The organism is Bradyrhizobium sp. HKCCYLRH3061 (assembly GCF_051168015.1).
In the GTDB taxonomy this organism is placed as follows: Bacteria; Pseudomonadota; Alphaproteobacteria; order Rhizobiales; family Xanthobacteraceae; genus Bradyrhizobium.
Genome location: NZ_JBNPUE010000010.1, coordinates 125,768 through 143,628 on the forward strand (window position 1 = coordinate 125,768; position 17,861 = coordinate 143,628).

General features: G+C 66.3%; 16 protein-coding genes. 7 read left to right on the top strand and 9 right to left on the bottom strand.

Annotated features, from left to right (window positions below):
• Positions 1 to 70 precede the first annotated feature (70 nt).
• The gene (locus tag ACQR2C_RS17910) at positions 71 to 550 is read left to right on the top strand and encodes a hypothetical protein (RefSeq protein ID WP_434847166.1); all 480 of its coding nucleotides are present in this window, start codon (positions 71 to 73) and stop codon (positions 548 to 550) included.
• A gap of 73 nt (positions 551 to 623) precedes the next feature.
• Here ACQR2C_RS17910 and ACQR2C_RS17915 read toward each other — a convergent pair whose 3' ends face one another.
• The 4 genes from ACQR2C_RS17915 to ACQR2C_RS17930 form a co-directional block, all read right to left on the bottom strand.
• Positions 624 to 1,250, bottom strand: a complete 627-nt coding sequence (locus tag ACQR2C_RS17915) for a hypothetical protein (protein ID WP_315804683.1) — start codon at positions 1,248 to 1,250, stop codon at positions 624 to 626.
• Positions 1,251 to 1,431: 181 nt separating this feature from the next.
• The gene (locus tag ACQR2C_RS17920) at positions 1,432 to 1,698 is read right to left on the bottom strand and encodes a hypothetical protein (RefSeq protein ID WP_315804595.1); all 267 of its coding nucleotides are present in this window, start codon (positions 1,696 to 1,698) and stop codon (positions 1,432 to 1,434) included.
• A gap of 72 nt (positions 1,699 to 1,770) precedes the next feature.
• Complete coding sequence (locus ACQR2C_RS17925) at positions 1,771 to 2,751, bottom strand: NAD(P)H-dependent flavin oxidoreductase (protein ID WP_434881747.1); 981 nt, start codon at positions 2,749 to 2,751, stop codon at positions 1,771 to 1,773.
• Positions 2,752 to 2,807: 56 nt separating this feature from the next.
• Positions 2,808 to 3,416, bottom strand: a complete 609-nt coding sequence (locus ACQR2C_RS17930; RefSeq protein ID WP_434881748.1) for a hypothetical protein — start codon at positions 3,414 to 3,416, stop codon at positions 2,808 to 2,810.
• 153 nt (positions 3,417 to 3,569) lie between these two features.
• Here ACQR2C_RS17930 and ACQR2C_RS17935 point away from each other — a divergent pair, with 153 nt between their 5' ends.
• Complete coding sequence (locus ACQR2C_RS17935) at positions 3,570 to 5,132, top strand: AMP-binding protein (RefSeq protein WP_434881749.1); 1,563 nt, start codon at positions 3,570 to 3,572, stop codon at positions 5,130 to 5,132.
• Between the two features lie 1,104 nt (positions 5,133 to 6,236).
• Here the strand turns inward: ACQR2C_RS17935 and ACQR2C_RS17940 are convergent.
• Positions 6,237 to 6,659, bottom strand: coding sequence for a DUF1801 domain-containing protein (locus ACQR2C_RS17940; RefSeq protein ID WP_434881750.1), 423 nt, complete (start codon positions 6,657 to 6,659; stop codon positions 6,237 to 6,239).
• 241 nt (positions 6,660 to 6,900) lie between these two features.
• Between ACQR2C_RS17940 and ACQR2C_RS17945 the strand changes: the two genes are divergently transcribed.
• Positions 6,901 to 8,592: a methyl-accepting chemotaxis protein gene (locus ACQR2C_RS17945; protein ID WP_434881751.1), complete on the top strand. Its 1,692-nt coding sequence runs from the start codon at positions 6,901 to 6,903 to the stop codon at positions 8,590 to 8,592.
• A gap of 331 nt (positions 8,593 to 8,923) precedes the next feature.
• Here ACQR2C_RS17945 and ACQR2C_RS17950 read toward each other — a convergent pair whose 3' ends face one another.
• From ACQR2C_RS17950 to minC, 4 genes are read right to left on the bottom strand one after another with little or no spacing between them, the layout of a single operon-like run.
• Positions 8,924 to 9,697: a thioesterase family protein gene (locus ACQR2C_RS17950; protein WP_434847123.1), complete on the bottom strand. Its 774-nt coding sequence runs from the start codon at positions 9,695 to 9,697 to the stop codon at positions 8,924 to 8,926.
• A gap of 21 nt (positions 9,698 to 9,718) precedes the next feature.
• A complete protein-coding gene (minE, locus tag ACQR2C_RS17955) occupies positions 9,719 to 9,994 on the bottom strand; it encodes a cell division topological specificity factor MinE (RefSeq protein ID WP_315716282.1) in 276 nt (91 codons plus the stop codon).
• A complete protein-coding gene (gene minD, locus ACQR2C_RS17960; protein ID WP_315804603.1) occupies positions 9,991 to 10,806 on the bottom strand; it encodes a septum site-determining protein MinD in 816 nt (271 codons plus the stop codon). The genes minE and minD overlap by 4 nt, the downstream gene beginning before the upstream one ends.
• 20 nt (positions 10,807 to 10,826) lie before the next feature.
• The gene (minC, locus tag ACQR2C_RS17965; protein WP_316181120.1) at positions 10,827 to 11,522 is read right to left on the bottom strand and encodes a septum site-determining protein MinC; all 696 of its coding nucleotides are present in this window, start codon (positions 11,520 to 11,522) and stop codon (positions 10,827 to 10,829) included.
• A gap of 519 nt (positions 11,523 to 12,041) precedes the next feature.
• On the opposite strand from minC, the gene ACQR2C_RS17970 reads away from it, so the two are divergent.
• The 4 genes from ACQR2C_RS17970 to ACQR2C_RS17985 all read left to right on the top strand — a co-directional run bounded on the left by ACQR2C_RS17970 (position 12,042) and on the right by ACQR2C_RS17985 (position 17,781).
• A complete protein-coding gene (locus tag ACQR2C_RS17970) occupies positions 12,042 to 12,680 on the top strand; it encodes a hypothetical protein (protein ID WP_315804605.1) in 639 nt (212 codons plus the stop codon).
• A 42-nt stretch (positions 12,681 to 12,722) separates the two neighbouring features.
• On the top strand, positions 12,723 to 14,333 hold the full coding sequence (locus tag ACQR2C_RS17975) for an ABC transporter substrate-binding protein (protein ID WP_434838044.1): 1,611 nt from the start codon (positions 12,723 to 12,725) through the stop codon (positions 14,331 to 14,333).
• Positions 14,334 to 14,464: 131 nt separating this feature from the next.
• Positions 14,465 to 15,997 (top strand): ABC transporter substrate-binding protein, encoded by a 1,533-nt coding sequence (locus ACQR2C_RS17980; RefSeq protein WP_434881752.1) that lies wholly within the window; start codon positions 14,465 to 14,467, stop codon positions 15,995 to 15,997.
• Between the two features lie 212 nt (positions 15,998 to 16,209).
• A complete protein-coding gene (locus tag ACQR2C_RS17985) occupies positions 16,210 to 17,781 on the top strand; it encodes an ABC transporter substrate-binding protein (protein WP_316181115.1) in 1,572 nt (523 codons plus the stop codon).
• Positions 17,782 to 17,861 lie beyond the last annotated feature (80 nt).

Below are 17,861 nucleotides of genomic sequence, written 5' to 3' on the forward strand. Positions count from 1 at the left end.
ACAGAGATTGTCATGCGGGTTTGACGCGACTGCACGTCGCGCAGCCCTCACGGATCAAAGGATGTTCGACATGCAAGGCGATCAACCCATCAGCTGGCTGATGTTCTTCACGCTCGCGGCTGCGATCATCATCGCCGCCGGCGCGTTCCTGGCCTTCCTGCGCTCGCGGCACAACCGGGAGATCGCGGCGGTGGCGCTCGAGGGCGACGGCCGGAGCCGCGGTGTCGCCCCATCTGGCGCGCTGCCCGAGCTCGGCGGCCTGTTCGTGCTCGGGCTCGTGGTCGCCGGCCTGCTGGTCGCCGGCTATCAGAGCGGCGGCGCGACGCGCTTTGCCGGCGGCGACAAGCCGACCCCGGTGCCGTCGGCGCCGACCAACACCGATCGCGGCACCACGGTCGGCGCCGGCGCCGCGATCACCCCGCCGGAAGCTCCGACCATGACCCAGCCGGCGCGGCCGGGCCCGGACCTGCGCACCGCGCCCGCGTCGTCGCCGACCGGAGCCGGTCCCGAGAGCGGCGGGCATCCAGAGGCCAATCCGCCGGCGCGGTAAAAAATAGACCCAGCCCGAACAAAAGGCCGCGCAATGCGCGGCCTTTTGACGTGTTCACGATGGGGCGGACCGATCAGATCGCGGCGGCGACCTTGTCGAGGCCGATCGTACGCGCGAGCCGCCGCACTTCGTCCTTCTGGTCCTCGCGCAACTGCCAGAGCAGCGGCATCGCGGCCGACTTCAGCTGTTGCACCTCATCCGAATCCGGATCGAGCGCCACCGCGCCCGGCTTCGCCGCGCCCTGCCGTCCGGCGTGGATCTTACGGGCGACGGCGCGCAGCGCGGTCTCGACCGCCGGCCAATAATATTCCTGGCTCGACGAGAGCCGCAGCCGCTCCTTGATGCCGGCGATCTGGCCGTCCGACAGCAGCGAATAGGCCTTCTGCACCTCGGGCTTCAGCGGCGCCGGCGTCGGCTCGCTCCGGGCGAGAATCTTGGACTTCGGCACCACCGGCTCGGCAGCAACGACCGCAGCGGCCGACGCCTTGGCCATTTCGGCCTCGGACGGCGCATAGGCATAGGCCTGGCGGAGAGTCGTCTTCGGGGCGGCACTCGGCTGCTGCACCTCGGGGGCCGCAAGTGTGACCATCGCCAGGCGGTCGCCCTTGGCTTCACGGTTGGAGAGCGGGCTCTTCGCCACCACGGGCGGCATCATCGCACCGGCCGAAGGCACGCTGTCCTGCATCAGGACGCTCGTCACGGCCGCGCCTGCGATCAGCACGCCCAGCAAAGCGACAAAAGCGATCGACTTCGTCACGCAATTCTCCGTATCCCGGCGGAAAGCCGCACTTTGCCGAAAAGTGGGAGTTAATTAAGGCTTTACGATGCCACAGAAACACGCCGGCCACCATTCCGCCCTGTGAACATGACGGATATTTTTTTCACGCCGCCGAAGACAGCTCGGCCGGGATCAGCAGATCGTACGCGGCCTGGATGTCGGCAACGATGTCGGAGGCCTCCCAAAGCGCCGCCGGTTCCACCGAATGCAGGCTGATGGTCCAGTTCCCGCCGCGGGCGGTGCGGGGAACGCTCATGATGTCGAACTGGACGTTGCGGCACAGCGGATGCCGCTGCAGGGCATGCCCGACACGGATCCGGATCTCCTCAAGCGTCGCCCGCTCTTTGTCCTGCCGTAGCCCGATGCCCATCGCACGATTCCGCCAAGTTCAACCTCCGCGGATTGTGGGACCCGATGGTTAATGGTGCCTTAAGGACACACATCACGTTTTCTCACGAGCGTGGCCACCGGCGCCCATGTACTCATCGGCCGTGCGCGCGACCAGTTCGGCAACGGACGGAATGTCGGTGACCCCAGAGGTCGCGTGCCCCGCACTCCAGATGTCGCGCCAGCGTTTCGGCCGCGCCTCGCGCGCAGCAATGTCGATGTCGCTGCCGATCTCGATCGCGCCGCGCGCCGGCAAGGCTTCGGGGTCGAGCCCGGCGGCGACGATCGACGGCCGCAGCATGCTGGTCGGCAGGCCGGTGAAGGCGGACGTCAGCAGCACGTCGTCGGCCGAGCTCGCGACCAGCATCGCCTTGTAGCGATCATCGGCCAGGCTTTCGCGCGTGGCGATGAACTTCGTGCCCATATAGGCGAGGTCGCAGCCGAGCATCTCCGCCGCGCGCAGCGCGACGCCGTCGCTGATGCCGCCGGCAAGCACGATGGGACCATCGAAGAACGCCCTGACTGCGCGCACGAAGGCGAATGGATTGAGCCAGCCGGTCTGGCCGCCGGCCCCGGCCGTGAGCAGCACCAGGCCATCGGCGCCGGCCTCGACCGCGCGCTCGGCATGACGGATCGAGGCAACGTCAGCGAACACCAGCGCGCCCGCATCATGCAGGGGCGCAACGACCTTCGCCGGCGAGCCGACCGAGGTGATCACGATCTCCGGACGATGCCGCAACAGCACCGCGAGATCGTCCTGCAGCCGCGCGTTGGAATGGTGCACGATCAGGTTCGGGCAGACCGGCGCAGCCGCCGCCCCACTGGCATCGCTGCGGCGCGCAAGCCGATCGGCAATCTGGAACAGCCAGGCGTCAAGCTCGTCGGGGGTTCGACAATTGACCGTCGGGAACGCGCCGATCACGCCGTTCCCGCAGGCCGCGCTCACCAGCTCGATCCCCGACACCAGAAACATCGGCGCTGCGATCAGCGGCAATCGCAGCCGCGTCCGCAGCCCGGCCCATCGAGTCTCCTGCACGGCGCGTCCTCCCCGATCACTGTTCGGCTCACGGATAACGACGCCGCCGCGTGCGATCAATCGTCGCCGAAGAAGCTGAAGCGCGGTCCATCCATGCCGACCGGCTGCGCCGCATAGGCGCGCGGCGTCGTGTCATCGCGCACCGCCTGCTCGACGGCGCGCATATCCTGCTCGCGGCGCTGCCGCCGGCGCTCGACATATTGCCGGTGCCGCTCGGCGCGGCGCTGCTCCGCGGCGCGCTTGCGCTCGGCGCCGCGCGACTTGAGATCGGCCTCCTCGGGCTTCGCCGCGGCCTTGTCCTGAACGTCCTCGGCCGTCGCGGTCTGGGTGACGGCGGGCGCCGAAGAGGCCGCCGTCGCCTCCGCTGCGGCAGCTTGCGTCGCCGGCGAGGAATCGGTCGAGACCGGGGTCACGGGCCTCGCCTCCGTTGCGGCAGGCGCCACCTTGATCGGCGTGATCGCAGCCGCCTGCGTTGCCGCAAGATACGAGGTGACCGTCGGACTTGGCGACGGCGCCTCCGGCACGGAGCGCTCGAGCTTGGCCTGCTCGACCGCCGGCGATCTCGGATGCATGCCTTCCGCGATCATGAGCCCGCCGCCGAGACCGGCCGCGACGGCAATGGCGACCGTTCCGGCTCCCGCAAAAAAAGCTGTCGAGGTGCGCATGGCCTTGCTCCGCTGTTGTTCGGCCGGGCAACGCGGCGCGCGCAGCGATGTTCCGAGGACGACAAGCGCGCCTTGAGCGCGATGGACTTTCTGATAGCGTCGGCGACAAGCCCGCGACGCAACAACGATCGCGGCATCTCGGGAGGATCGTCCATGAGCCCACAGCTTCATTCGTTTCCGGTCGTCTGCGAGCAGACCCTGCTCACGCTGTCGCGTCATCCCTCGCGCACCGCCTTCAGCTGGCCGGACGGATCGCTGACCTATCAGGGCGCGATCGACCTGATCGGCCGCATGCAGGGCGTGTTCATGCGGCTCGGCCTGCCGCCGGGAACACGCGTCGCGTTCCTGAGCGCGAACCGCGCCGATGCCTGGTGCGCCGGCACGGCGGCGCAGCTGTCGCGGCTCGCCATCACCTGGCTGCATCCGCTGGGCTCGCTTGACGATCAACTGTTCCAGCTCGCCGATTCCGAATCGCAGGTGCTGGTGATCGATGCCGCCGCGTTCCACGACCGCGGCGGCGAGCTGGCCGCGCGCTCGGGCGGCCTGCGCCACGTGTTCACGCTGGGCGCAGCCGGCTATGGCGTCGACCTCCTCGCCGCGATCGAGCGGTCCGGCCACGCCAGCGCGCGCAACTTCGCCACGCCCGAGGACATCGCGACCTTGAACTACACGGGCGGCACCACCGGAAAGTCGAAGGGCGCGCTGCGCCATCATCGGGAATATGGCGGCTTCGCCACCGCGATCCTCGCCGATTTCGAGATTCCGGACCGCGCACGCTACCTGACGGTCGCCCCGATCAGCCATGTCGCCGGCACCAAGGTGCTGCCGACCCTGATGCGCGGCGGCACCGTGCACATGCTGAAGGGATTCGATCCCGAGGCGGTGCTGGCGACCATCGCGCGCGAGCGCATCAACTTCACGCTGTTCGTGCCGACGATGATCTACGTGCTGCTCGATCATCCCGCGCTGGCCAGGACCGATCTCTCCTCGCTCGAGCTCGTGCTGTACGGCGCCTCGGCGATGTCGCCGACCCGCCTCGTCGAGGGCATCGAACGCATCGGCCCGGTGTTCTCGCAGCTCTACGGCCAGACCGAATGCTATCCGGTGTCGGTGCTGCGCAAGGCCGACCACGATCCGAAGCAGCCGGAGCTGTTTCTGTCCTGCGGCTTTCCGATCGCCGCCTGCGAGGTCAAGATCCTCGACGACAATGATCAGGAGGTGCCGCAGGGCGAGGCCGGCGAGATCTGCGTGCGCGCGCCGCATGTGATGGCGGAATACTGGAAGCGGCCGGACACCACCGCCGAGACCCTGAAGAACGGCTGGCTGCACACCGGCGACATCGCCCGCCGCGACGAGCGCGGCTACATGTACATTCTCGACCGCAAGAAGGACATGATCGTCTCCGGCGGCTTCAACATTTTTCCGCGCGAGATCGAGGATGTCCTGACACAGCACGCCGACGTGGCGATGTGCGCCGTGGTCGGCGTGCCCGACGACAAATGGGGCGAGGCCGTCACCGCCATCGTGGTGCCGCGCGCCGGCGCGCAGATCGACGCCGACGCGCTGATCGAGCTGGTCAAGGCGCGCAAGGGCTCGGCGCACGCGCCGAAGCGCGTCGAGTTCGTGAAGGAGCTGCCGGTGACGGGCGTCGGCAAGATCGACAAGAAGGTGCTGCGCGCGCGGTACTGGGAGGGACGCGGGCGGATGGTGGGGTAGCGGCACGGCAGCGCGGCTTCGATGGTCGTCGTCATTGCGAGCGAAGCGAAGCAATCCCGGGTCATCGCGGGACTCTGGATTGCTTCGTCGCTGCGCTCCTCGCAATGACGGCGAACCATTCATTGAAAGAGACCAGACGAAACGACGGCGCGAATGTTTGGCCAGCCCTGCTCGCAACCGCCGCACTCCGCTGTCGTCCCGGGCAAGCGAAGCGCGACCCGGGATCCAAAACCACAGGATGGCGTGGTGAGCGCGGATGTCGCGGCAGTCGTGCCTCATACAACGTCCTGTGGTTATGGGTCCCCGCGTTCGCGGGGACGACACTATTTGCGTGGCCCGAGGCGCCGGAATCCAATAGGTCACCCTCGACCGATATGCGCCGCTCAAATCGACCTGAACGTCTGTTGCACGATCTGCAAACATGACATCGCCATCTCGCGGCGCATCGGCGTCCGAGTCTTGCTGACGTCTCCCCTCCATCAGACGGAGGGGGCAGGGAAGGCCAGGCCTCGACCGAGGCCTGCGGTCCGCGTGCAGCAAAAAAGCACGCGGCAGAACCACAGGTTCGGCCGGATAGACCCGGCCTTCCCTGCGCGATGGGTTGACGGATTATACGCAGTCTCCCCGGCGACCGGGCTTGTTTGCCACCGTCGTCCCGCAAGATGCCCCTGGGCGATCTCACGAAACTTGACCTCAGCGTCGGGAGGCCAGGACCCTGCGACTTCACCGTCCGCGACGAGACGTACGTCGGCATGCTTGGAGCACGCTGCGCCCGTCGCGGCCACCGCCTCCCACCCCAACGCGTCGTGACGTTCGCGAAGCACCCCTCGTCAGTGAGGCGGGATGAGACGAGGAAAGCAGATATTTCGGATAATGCAAAGTCATTTATTTTTTGTCGAAGATCTGGACAGGCCAAATCAGTTTGAAGGCGTTGCCGAATTTCACATGATTGCGCACGCGGTTTCAGCTGCGCGGCGCCGCCGTGGAGCCGGGTAAATGTGAGAAAGCCTGCTCGTCGGGCAAATCACCTCGCGCGGTCGATGACCCCGCTTCTGCACGATGGCCGACGCACGGGGATTGGCGTCCGCTGCCGCGCCGGGCCGGCTACGGCTTTCGACCGCTCCGCTTCGTCCCGTTGAGCGCCACCGCGGCGCGGATGAGGGCCGTGAACGCCGCCTCGTCGATGACATCGCCTTCATGGATATCGATGGCGCGGCGGTTGTTGCCGTCGAGGCTGGCGTTGAAGAGGCCGGAAGGGTCGGGCAGCGAGGCTCCCTTGAGGAAGGTCAGCTTCACCACGCTCTTGTAGGTTTCGCCGGTGCAGATGATCCCGCCATGCGACCAGACCGGCACGCCGCGCCACTTCCACTCTTCGACGATCTCGGGATCAGCTCGTTTGATGAGATCGCGGATGAAGCTCAGCCTGGTGCCACGCCAGTCACCGAGTTCCGCGATCCTGGCGTCGATCGACTCCGACGCCGATGGGCTCCCCTTGTCGACGTTCGCAGTCCCCGCTGGTTTTGCCATGACGCTTGTTCCCCATCACCCGCTTGTAGTTCCATCTGCGTGTAGTTCGCAGCGTGCCGTATTTATACGGCCGGCCTGCTCTGCTCAAGTTTAGAGCAATATTTATAACTCCGAGGCCAAATCAGCAGCACGCGCGGACCACGATGCCTCAACGTTGAGCGCTCGGCGCGCGATCTGCAGCACGCGCACATCTCAAGCCGGCTGCCCCCAATCCCCGGAACTATCGAAGCTGGAGTCGCAGATGCCGTCGTTTTCCAACCTGTCCATTCGTAACAAGGTCCTGCTGGCCTTCGGCATCGTGCTGATCACCGCGATAGGGCTCGGCGGCTTCTCGATCGATCGTCTCGGTAGCGTGAACGGCTCCGCTGCGGAAGTGCGCGACAACTGGCTGCCGGCGACCGGATGGCTCGGAACCATCTCCAAATCGATCGAGCAATATCGTGCCCGGCAGGGTCAGTTCCTGCTGGCGACCACGGCCGACGAAAAGGCAATCCAGGAACGGCAGATCGCCGAAAGCCTCGAGCTGTTCGACAAGACCTGGCGCCTCTACGAGCCGACGGTGACGACGTCGGAGGAGAAGGCGCTGGTGGCTGCGTTCAAGACGCCGTGGACCACCTATCTCGACGACAGCAAGCAGTTGCTCGAACTGTCACGCAAGAACCAGGTCGACGCCGCAACCGCGCTGTTCATGGGCAAGCTGCGCGACGACTTCGTGCTGGCCCGCAAGGCGCTGGAACAGGACCTCGCCTGGAACGTCGAGCAGGGCAAGAAGGAAGCCGACAAGGGCGCCGCGGTCTATCTGTCCTCGCGCGCCTGGATTCTGGGTGTGATCGCACTGGCGGCGCTGCTGTGCATCGCGATGGGCTACCTGATCGTGGCCGGCGTGTCGCGCCCGATCACGGCGATGACGGAGGCGATGCGCCGGCTCGCCGGCGGCGACATGGCTGCGCCGATTCCCGGCACCGACCGCAAGGACGAGATCGGCAACATGGCGGGCGCCGTGCTGGTGTTCAAGAACAACGCCATCGAGACCGAGAAACTGCGCGCCGAGCAGGCGGAGGCCGAGAAGCTCGCCGTCGAGCGGCGCAAGCGCGACATGCATGACCTGGCCAACAGCTTCGAGAGCGCGGTCGGTGAGATCATCAACACGGTCTCCTCGGCCTCGACCGAGCTCGAAGCGTCGGCCACGACGCTGACCTCGACCGCCGAACGCACACAGCAGCGCACCACCACCGTCGCGGCCGCATCCGAGCAGGCGACCGCCAACGTGCAGTCGGTCGCATCCGCCACGGAGGAGCTGAGCTCGTCGGTCACCGAGATCAGCCGGCAGGTGCAGGAATCCGCGCGGATGGCCAACGAGGCCGTCGACCAGGCGCGCAAGACCAACGACCGCGTCGGCGAGTTGTCCAAGGCCGCAGCGCGCATCGGCGACGTCGTCGAGCTGATCAACACCATTGCCGGGCAGACCAACCTGCTCGCGCTCAATGCCACCATCGAGGCGGCGCGCGCCGGCGAAGCCGGCCGCGGCTTCGCCGTGGTCGCCTCCGAGGTCAAGGCGCTGGCCGAGCAGACCGCCAAGGCGACCGGCGAAATCGGCCAGCAGATCTCCGGCATCCAGGCGGCGACCCAGGAGTCGGTCGGCGCGATCAGGGAGATCAGCGGCACCATCGAACGGCTGTCCGAGATTTCCTCGACCATCGCCGCGGCGGTCGAGGAGCAGGGCGCAGCGACGCAGGAGATCTCGCGCAACATCCAGCAGGCGGCACAGGGCACGCACGAAGTGTCGTCCAACATCACCGAGGTGCAGCATGGCGCCAGCGAAACCGGCTCGGCCTCGTCGCAGGTGCTGTCGGCGGCGCAGTCGCTGTCGCAGGACAGCAACCGGCTGAAGCTGGAGGTCGGGCGCTTCCTCGGCACGGTGCGCGCGGCGTGAGAGCGAGATCATTCGTGGTCGGACTCGTTCAGTCGCGACAACGGCAGTGCGTTCCCTCTCCCGCTTGCGGGGGAGGGCTAGGGAGGGGGCCGCTCCAGCGGCGGTGTGCGTGGCGCCCCCTCTCCAACTCTCCCCCGCGAGCGGGGGAGAGGGCGCAGCGGAGCTTGGCGCAGGGTTGATTGGTTCACCCGTAACGAAGCAAGCAACCGCCGATCACCGGCGCAACCTCATGACACCTCGCCGCGGCGCGCCGTTGGAAGCGAAGCAGCACTGGTGCGATGATCAGTTCGCCAACCCGCTATGAACGAGATACGGACGGCGGACCGCCCCCTCACCGCTTCTCGATCACCAGGCTCTGCACCACGCGGCCGAAATAGCCTCTCGCATCACCCAATCGCGCCATCGCCAGCCCGGCGCCGTCCGGGCCGATCCAGCTTTCGGCGTCCAGCAGGATCCAGTCGCCGACCGGCTCGCGGGCCATGTTCACGGTGAGGTCGGCATTGAGGAACGTGTAGCTGTGGAAGTCGAGCGCGGCCGAGGTGCCGTTGCAGAAGTCGCTCGCGACCACGGCGCGCATCGCCTGCGATACGGCATGGCCGTCGACGAGCGGCCAGTCGACGCGGTACCAGATCGCGCCCGGTCCCTTGACGCCGAAGCGGCCGCGCGCGGCGCGGAGCGTCATGCCGCGCACGAAGGGGCTGGTCGAGAAATCAGCCGGCTCCGGCAGCGCCTCGTCGGGGCCGACCAGATCGACCGGCAGCTCGCCGACATCGTCCGGCAGCGGCACCGCATCCTGCCTGATCTTGAGCACGGTCGCCGTGACGACCACCGTGTCGCCGGCGCGCAAGCGCACGGCGCAGAGCTGGATCTTGCGCCCCTCGCGCAGCACCTCGGTCTCGATGAGGAGCTCTGCGAGCGGCACCGGGCGCATCAGGTCGATGGTGACGCGGGCGATGCGCATCGGCGACTTCGTGGGAATGCGCTCGGCCGCCCACACGGCCAGCGCCGATGGCGCAGACCCATGTTGCATGGTCGGATCCCATGGTCCCGCAGCATCGGAGCTGACGGCGACCCGATTGTCCGCGATGCGGAAGATCGGCCGCATCAACGCGCGCCTCGCCACGTCTCAGCCGGCGCTGGCAAAGGCGCGGTCGGCGCCATTGGGCAGTTCGATGTCGACCTCGAGCGTCGAGACATGCTTTCCCCGGTCCATGCGAACGATGACCTTGTCCGGATCAAGTACCACATGGCGCGAAACCACGGCGAGGATTTCCTCGCGCAGCTGCATCAGGAGATCGGGCTGGCCGCGCAGGCTGCGCTCATGCGCGAGCAGGATCTGCAGCCGCTCCCGCGCGACGGGCGCGGAGGCCGCACGCCCCGTAAAGAGCCGCAGCACACTCATGCAGCCCTCCGTCCCAGGAGCAGGTTCATCAGGCCCTTGCGCTCGGTCGGGATCTGCATCTCGACCTCCTCGCCGAGCAGGCGGCGCATTGCATCGTGATAGGCGCGCGCCGGCGCGCTGGCCGGGCTGTTGAGCGTCACCGGGCAGCCGACATTGGAGGCGCGCAGCACGTCCTGGCTCTCCGGCACGATGCCGAGCAGCGGCGTCGCCAGGATCTCCAGCACGTCGTCGATCGACAGCATCTCGCCGCGCGCGGCACGGCCCGCATCGTAGCGGGTGATGAGGATGTGCTTCTCGACTCGCTCGCCGTTCTCGGCGCGCACGGTCTTGGAATCGAGCATGCCGATGATGCGGTCGGAATCGCGCACCGACGACACTTCCGGATTGGTGACGATGAGCGCCTCGTCGGCATAGCGCATCGCGAGCATCGCGCCGCGCTCGATGCCGGCCGGGCTGTCGCAGATCACCCAGTCGAATGTCTTGCGCAGCTCGGTGATGACGCGGCCGACGCCGTCCTCGGTCAGCGCGTCCTTGTCCTTGGTCTGCGAGGCCGGCAGCAGCCACAGATTCTCCAGCCGCTTGTCGCGGATCAGGGCCTGCGGCAGCTTGGCGACGCCATGCACCACGTTGATGAGATCGAACACGACGCGGCGCTCCGCGCCCATCACCAGGTCGAGGTTGCGCAGGCCGACGTCGAAGTCGACGACGACGACCTTCTCGCCGGCCTGCGCCAGCGCCGCGCCCATCGCCGCCGTCGTGGTGGTCTTGCCGACGCCACCCTTGCCCGACGTCACTACGAGTACTTTCGACATGTCACGAATCCTCCTGCTACTCAGTTCAATGCAACGATCTTCATGGAATGACCTTCGAGCCGCGCCTGCACGGCCCGGCCGCGCAACGCGGCGTCGATCTGCTCGGCGGTCTGGTAGTAGCCGTCGATCGCGACCAGCTCGGCCTCGATCTTCTGGCAGTAGATGCGCGCCGCCGCGTTGCCGTTGATACCGGCCATCGCGCGGCCGCGCAGCGCGCCGTAGACGTGGATCGAGCCGCCGGCGACGATCTCGGCGCCCGACGACACCGCGCCGAGCACGGTGACGTCGCCATCGGGAAACACGATCGACTGGCCCGAGCGTACGGGCTGGTCGAGCAGCAGCGAGGTCGGCTGCTGCAGCTGTGGCTTCTCCGGCTCGATCTCCTGCACGGCGCAGTGACGGCCGCCGGACAACAAGGGCGGCATGCCGAGCGACAGCCGCCCCTGCTCGACGCCTTCGAGGCCGAGCACGCGGATGTTGCGCGACTCGATGCTCTTGATGAGATGGGTGATGGCGAGCGGGCTCAGATCCAGCGCCGAGAGATCGAGCACGATCGGCTTGCCGACGAAGAAGCCGGGCGAGCCCGCGAGCGTTGCATCGAGCTCAGCCAGCCAATCGGCAATCGGCACAACCGGCGAAAACACGAAGGCGACGTAGGAGCGCCCGCGCAGACGAATAACAGGACGCACCGTTTCAGCGCTGGCACTCATGACCATCCGACCCAACCATTCTTAGTGATTGGTTAACTGTCGGCGCCAGATGGTTAACGGATGGTTAAATCGACGCTAAGCCGCTCAAAAATCGACAGCGGCCCGCCCGACATAGTTCGATGATGATCGAATCAAGGCGCAATGTTGGCATCAATGAGACGCAATTCATGAGCATCTGCGTCAAGACCTGTCATGCCTCATTTTAATCACATCATGATGATAACTTTAACGTACATATAATTCGGAACCGACGGCTTTAGGAAGTTCCGATCGATTGACACTCGTCAGGGGGCGGGGCATGGGATCGATAGAGGCGCCCAAGGCACGGCAAACGTGCCACGGCGCCTTGCAGGAAGGGACTGCTGGCGTGCGATCGCTGATCGACGCGAAACGTCTGATTCTGCAAATGATTCCGTGTGATCTGAAGTGGCAGAACCGCTCCCGCTCTTCGTTTGAAACTAGCTCTCATACGACCGTGGCAGAAGCGTATCAGTTTACCGGAATCGAGCGTCAGAGGAGTAGCGTATGAGTTCGTTGAGTGAACAGAATCCGATGAACCCGCAGGACCCGCTGCACTATGCACCGCGGTGGCTGCGCGAACGTCCGGAAGCCGCGCGTCTATCTCTCGTCGGTGACAATGCCAAGGCAGCGGAGGCGGCCGAGCGTCCCGCTTCGGGACAGCAAGGACCGCTCGATGCTCGCCTGGAGACCGCCGTGTTCGAATCCCTTCGCCAATCGCTGAATCCCCAGGTCATGCGCGAGCCGCCGGATCTGGAGCGCGAGCGCGACCGCCGCTCGGTCGTGTTCAAGGTGGCCGGCCGCTTCGCCGCCGCAACCGGCGTCGCCGCCGTCGTCGCGCTGTTCTTCGTCAACATCGTGCCGGTGTGGCGCCAGCCCGACGCGAGCTCGTCCTTCGTCGCCGCCGTGCAGTCGATGAAGACGCTGCCGCCGGTCGCCGCCGACGTGCAGGACGCCAAGGCGGATCAGACCAGCGCGCTGCCGGAGCGGGTCGAGGCTCAGGCCGCCCCGGCGCTGTCGCAGTTCAAGTCGCTGCTCGCGGACGCTCCGGAGCCCGCGGCAGATTCCGACAATCCCGAAAAGCCCATGCTGCAGCAGTTCATGCAGTGGAACCAGAAGACGGGTCAGATGGAGCGGGTTCGCTAACCCTCTACGACTGATCCAGCTTCCAACACTTCACAGGCGACGATGATCGACGTCCTACCGCAGAAAGCGGCAGCACGCCGTCCGCTGGCTCACGCCCGTGTGGCAGCCATCCTGCTCGCGTCCCTCGTGGCCGGCGAGGCCGTTGCCGCGCCCGGCGAGAGTGTGAGCGTGGCGCGCCAGCTCGGCAGCCGCGTCGGCCCGATCATTGGCGCAGCACTCGCGTGCCGCGACATCGCCCGGCCGCGCATCCAGGCCATCATCGAGAAATTCCAGCTCGTCATCCGCGAGGCCGCGTCCAGCGAGGCCGACCGTGACGAGCTGACGCGCCTGCTCGACCGCTATGTGGCCGAAGGCCGCAGCCTCGTCACGTCAGGCCGGATGGATTGCGGCGGCGCCGACCGGCAGCTTGCCGATCTCGAACGATCCATCGCAGCGCCGCCTCCGGCGCGCGCGAACCTGCCTGCCGTGAGCATCGGACCTGCGACGGCGCAGGCCGCGACCGTCCCGGCGCAACTGCTGCCGCCGGCCGGCAACGTGCGCGGGGTGACGCAGAGCGAGATCAAGCTCGGCATGGTCATTCCCTACAGCGGACCGGTGAAGGAGAGCGGGCGACTGCTCAAGATCGGCGTCGAGACGGCGTTCAATCGCGCCAACGAGGCCGGCGGCGTCAACGGCCGCATGCTCAAGCTCGTCACCGCCGATGACGGCTACGATCCCGCGCGCACGCTGGATGCGATGAAGCAGCTCTACGAGAAGGAGCAGGTGTTCGGCTATATCTGCAATTTCGGCTCGGCCACCGCCGCGGTCGCCATCCCCTACGCGCTCGAGCGCCGCACGCTGTTCTTCGCGCCCTATACCGGCGCCAACGTCGTGCGCCACGATCCGCCCGACCGCTACGTCTTCAACTACCGGCCGAGCTATGCCGAGGAGACCGACGCGCTGGTCCATTATCTCGTGAAGATGCGAAGGCTGCATCCGCGCCAGATCGTCGTGTTCGCGCAGAACGACGCCTTCGGCGACGCGGGCTTCGCCGGCGTGGCAAAGGCATTCCGGACGCTCGGGGTGAGCGACAATTCGATCGTCCGGGTCAACTATCCGCGCAACACGGTCGAGGTCGACGACGCCATCAATCAGCTGAAGCTGCTGAAGACCCCGGTCAAGGCGGTGGTGATGCTGGCGACGACGCGTGCCGCCGCCAAGTTCATCGAGAAGGCCCAGGGCGTATTTCCAGGCGTCATCTTCGCCAACATCTCGGCGGTTGCTGGCTCGGCGCTCGCCAGCGAGCTGATGCTGCTCGGACCGCGCTACGCCGAGGGCGTGATCGTCAGCCAGACCGTGCCCGGCGTCTCCGGCTATTCGAGCCTGGTGCTCGAATACAAGACCGCACTTGCGAAATATGCCCCGGGCGAGCCGGCCGACTACACCTCGCTCGAGGGCTACATCGCGGCGAGCATCCTGATCGAGGGACTGAAGCGCGCCGGTCCGAACTTCGATACCGAGCAACTGGTCGAAACGCTCGAGAACATGCGCAACGTCGATCTCGGCCTCGGCACGCAGCTCGGCTTCGGCCGCGCCGAACACCAGGCTTCGCACAAGATCTGGGGCACGGCGCTTGACAACAGCGGCACCTACCAACCCGTCGAACTTGAATAGGATACCGCTGGAGGCGCGACGGCCTCGACTACCACGACAAAAGAGCGACAGAGAAACCCGACATTAATTCGAAATGCCACGAATAGTAGAACGAAGAGGGTTTGAAACAGGCTGAGCAGGTGGAAGGTTCGATGGCCGTGCGTTGGTCCACGTTGATCATCGGGAGTGTTTTCGCAGCTCCCTTCAGCCCCGCTCTGGCGGCGGCTCCCGACGTCGTCAGGGAGCTCGGCAGCCGGGTTGGGCCGATCGTGGGACAGGCATCCGCCTGCCCGGACATCGCGCAGGGCCGCGTCCAGGGCATGGTCGACAAATTCCGCGAAGCCATCCGCCAGGCGACGAGGAATGACGGCGAGCGCGATCAGCTGACCCGCAGCTTCAATGGCTACATCGCCGAGGGCCGTAGTCGTACGGGCGCCTCGCAGGCGACCTGCGCGGCCGCGGAGCGGCAACTGACGGAGCTCGAACGCTCGCTCGGCGAGCCGGCTGCGGCGACGGCCCCGATCACACCGGTCAAGGCCGAAACGACGACCGGCGCCGTCACCGCCGGCCCCGTGCGCGGCATCACCGACCGCGAGATCCGCTTCGGCATGGTCCTGCCGTTCTCCGGCATCCGCAAGGAGACCGGGCGTCAGATGCGCCAGGGCATCGAGGCCGCGTTCGCACGCACCAACGATGCCGGCGGCGTCAACGGGCGCATGCTCCGTCTCGTGGCGGCGGACGACGGCTACGATCCGAACCGCACGCTGGCGGCGATGACGCAGCTCTACGACAAGGAGCAGGTGTTCGGCTTCATCGGCAACGTCGGCACCGCCAACTCGCAGGTGGCGATCCCCTATGCGCTGGAGCGGCGCACGCTGTTCTTCGCGCCGAACACCGGCGCAGCCGTGGTGCGACGCGATCCTCCGGATCGCTACGTCTTCAACTATCGGGCGAGCTACGCCGAGGAGACTGCCGCGCTGGTGCGCTACCTGATCAGGATGAAGCGCGTCTCGCCCAAGCAGATCGCAGTGTTCACCCAGCAGGACCCATTCGGCGACGACGGTTACACCGGTGTCGCGAAGGCCTACCGACAGTTGAACATCGGCGATACCGTGACGCGAATCAACTATCCGCGCGCGACGATGGACGTGGAAGAGGCGGTCAATCAGGTCAAGGCGCACAAGCCGGGACTCAAGGCGATCATCATGGTCGCGACCGATCGCGCCGCCGCGAAGTTCATCGAGAAGACGCGCGACGCGGTGCCGGGCCTGATCTACGCCAACGTGTCCGCCGTCGGCTCGACCTCGCTCGCGACCGAGCTCAAGTTGCTCGGCCCGCGCTTCACCAACGGCGTCATCGTGACGCAGGGCGTGCCGGCGGTTTCGGGCTACTCAAGCCTCGTGCTCGACTACAAGAACGCCCTGGCCAAATACGCGCCCGGCGAGGCACCGGACTACACGTCACTCGAAGGCTATATCTCGGCGACGATTTTGATCCAGGCGCTGAAGCAGACCAATCCGCTCGACACCGAGCGGCTGATCGACACGCTCGAATCGATGCGCAGCCTCGATCTCGGCCTCGGCACGACGCTCGCATTTGGACGCGCGGAGCACCAGGCCTCGCACAAGATCTGGGGCACCGCACTCGACGAAACCGGCACGTATCAGGCAATCGAACTTGAGTAGAATTAGCTTCGAAGGGGAAGAACTGGTGAAGACGTTTCGTTAGCAGGTCCTAAAGTATGATCGGAAAAAGGCGTGTCGGGTTACCGAAATGGTCATGCTCTTAGGAAAGGCTGGTCTGTGCATGGTGACGGTCTTATGTCTTCTCCGTCGCAGACACGGCGTCAATTCACCAGGCGGAAGACCTGGATGGGGTCCAAAGTGGGATAGTGGCAATGAACTTTCGTTGTAGCGTGTTCTTGGTTGCGGCATTGCTCGCAACGCCCGCCAGCGCGGCGGGCACCAATGCGGATGTGGTGCGTAATCTTGCGAGCCGGGTCGGGCCGATCGTGGGAGCAGCATCCGCCTGTCAGGCGATCGACCAGGGCCGCGTTCAGGCCATTGTCGACAAGTTTCGCGAGGTGATCCGGGAGGCCTCCACCGGCGGCTCGGATCGTGACGAGCTCACCCGCGTCTTCAACGGCTACGTCGCCGATGGACGCAACCGCGTCGGGGCGGCTCAGACCGACTGTAACTCCGCGGGCCGCCAGCTCGCCGAGCTCGAGCGCTCGCTCGGGCAAAGCGCGCCGAGCCAGACCGCCACCAGCCTCGCCGGGGTGATCGCCCCGTCCGCGGCTGTCGCTGCGACGGCACCGACCGCGACGCTGCCGCCGGCGTCCACGACCAACGTCCAGGGCGTCACCGCCAACGAGATCCGCTTCGGCATCGCCGCTCCGTTCTCCGGCGCTGCCAAGGAGCTCGGCCGCCAGATGAAGATGGGCATCGAGGCCGCCTTCAACCGCGCCAACGACGCCGGCGGCATCGCCGGGCGCTCGCTGCGGCTCTATTCGGCCGACGACGGCTACGAGCCGTCGCGGACGCTGGACGCGATGAAGCAGCTCTACGAGAAGGACAAGGTGTTCGGCTTCGTCGGCAACGTCGGCACCCCAACTTCTGCCGTGGCGATGCCCTACGCCCTGCAGCGTCGCGTGCTGTTCTACGGCGCGTTCACCGGCGCCAACCTGCTGCGCAACGATCCGCCGGATCGCTATGTATTCAACTATCGCGCCAGCTACGCGGAAGAGACCGACACCGTCGTGCGCTACCTCGTCAAGCTGCGCCGCCTGCCGGCCAAGGACATTGCCGTGTTCGCGCAGCAGGACGCCTATGGTGATGCAGGCTTCTCCGGTGTGGCCAAGGCCTTCCGCACGCTCGGCCTTGCCGACACGTCCATCTTGCGCCTCAACTACAAGCGCAACACGGTCGACGTCGACGACGCGGTCAACCAGCTGAGGGCGTTGAAGAACCCGCCCAAGGCGATCGTCATGGTCGCAACCTATCGCGCTGCCGCGAAGTTCATCGAGAAGACGCGCGATCTGTTCCCGCACATGATCTACACCAACGTCTCCTTCGTGGGTTCGACCGAGCTCTCCGACGAGCTGATGCTGCTCGGCCCGCGCTATGCCAGCGGCGTGATCGTCACCCAGGTGGTGCCGGCCGTCGGCGGCTATTCGAGCGCCGTGCTCGAATACAAGAGCGCACTGGAGAAGTACTTCCCGGGCGAGGCACCGTCCTACGTGTCGTTCGAAGGCTACGTCTCGGCCAACGTGCTGATCCAGGCGCTGCGCCGGGTTGGCCCGCAGCTCGACACCGAGGCGCTGATCGATACGCTGGAGAACATGCGTGACATCGATCTCGGTCTCGGCGCCAAGCTCGGCTTCGGCCGCGCCGAACACCAGGCCTCGCACAAGATCTGGGGCACGGCGCTGGACGAGCGCGGCAAGTTCCAGGCGATCGAACTGGAGTAACTCGTCCAGCTTATTACGGGTTAAAAAAAAGCGCGGCAGCCCAGGCTGCCGCGCTTTTCCTTTTGTCCGTCGCTGAGCCG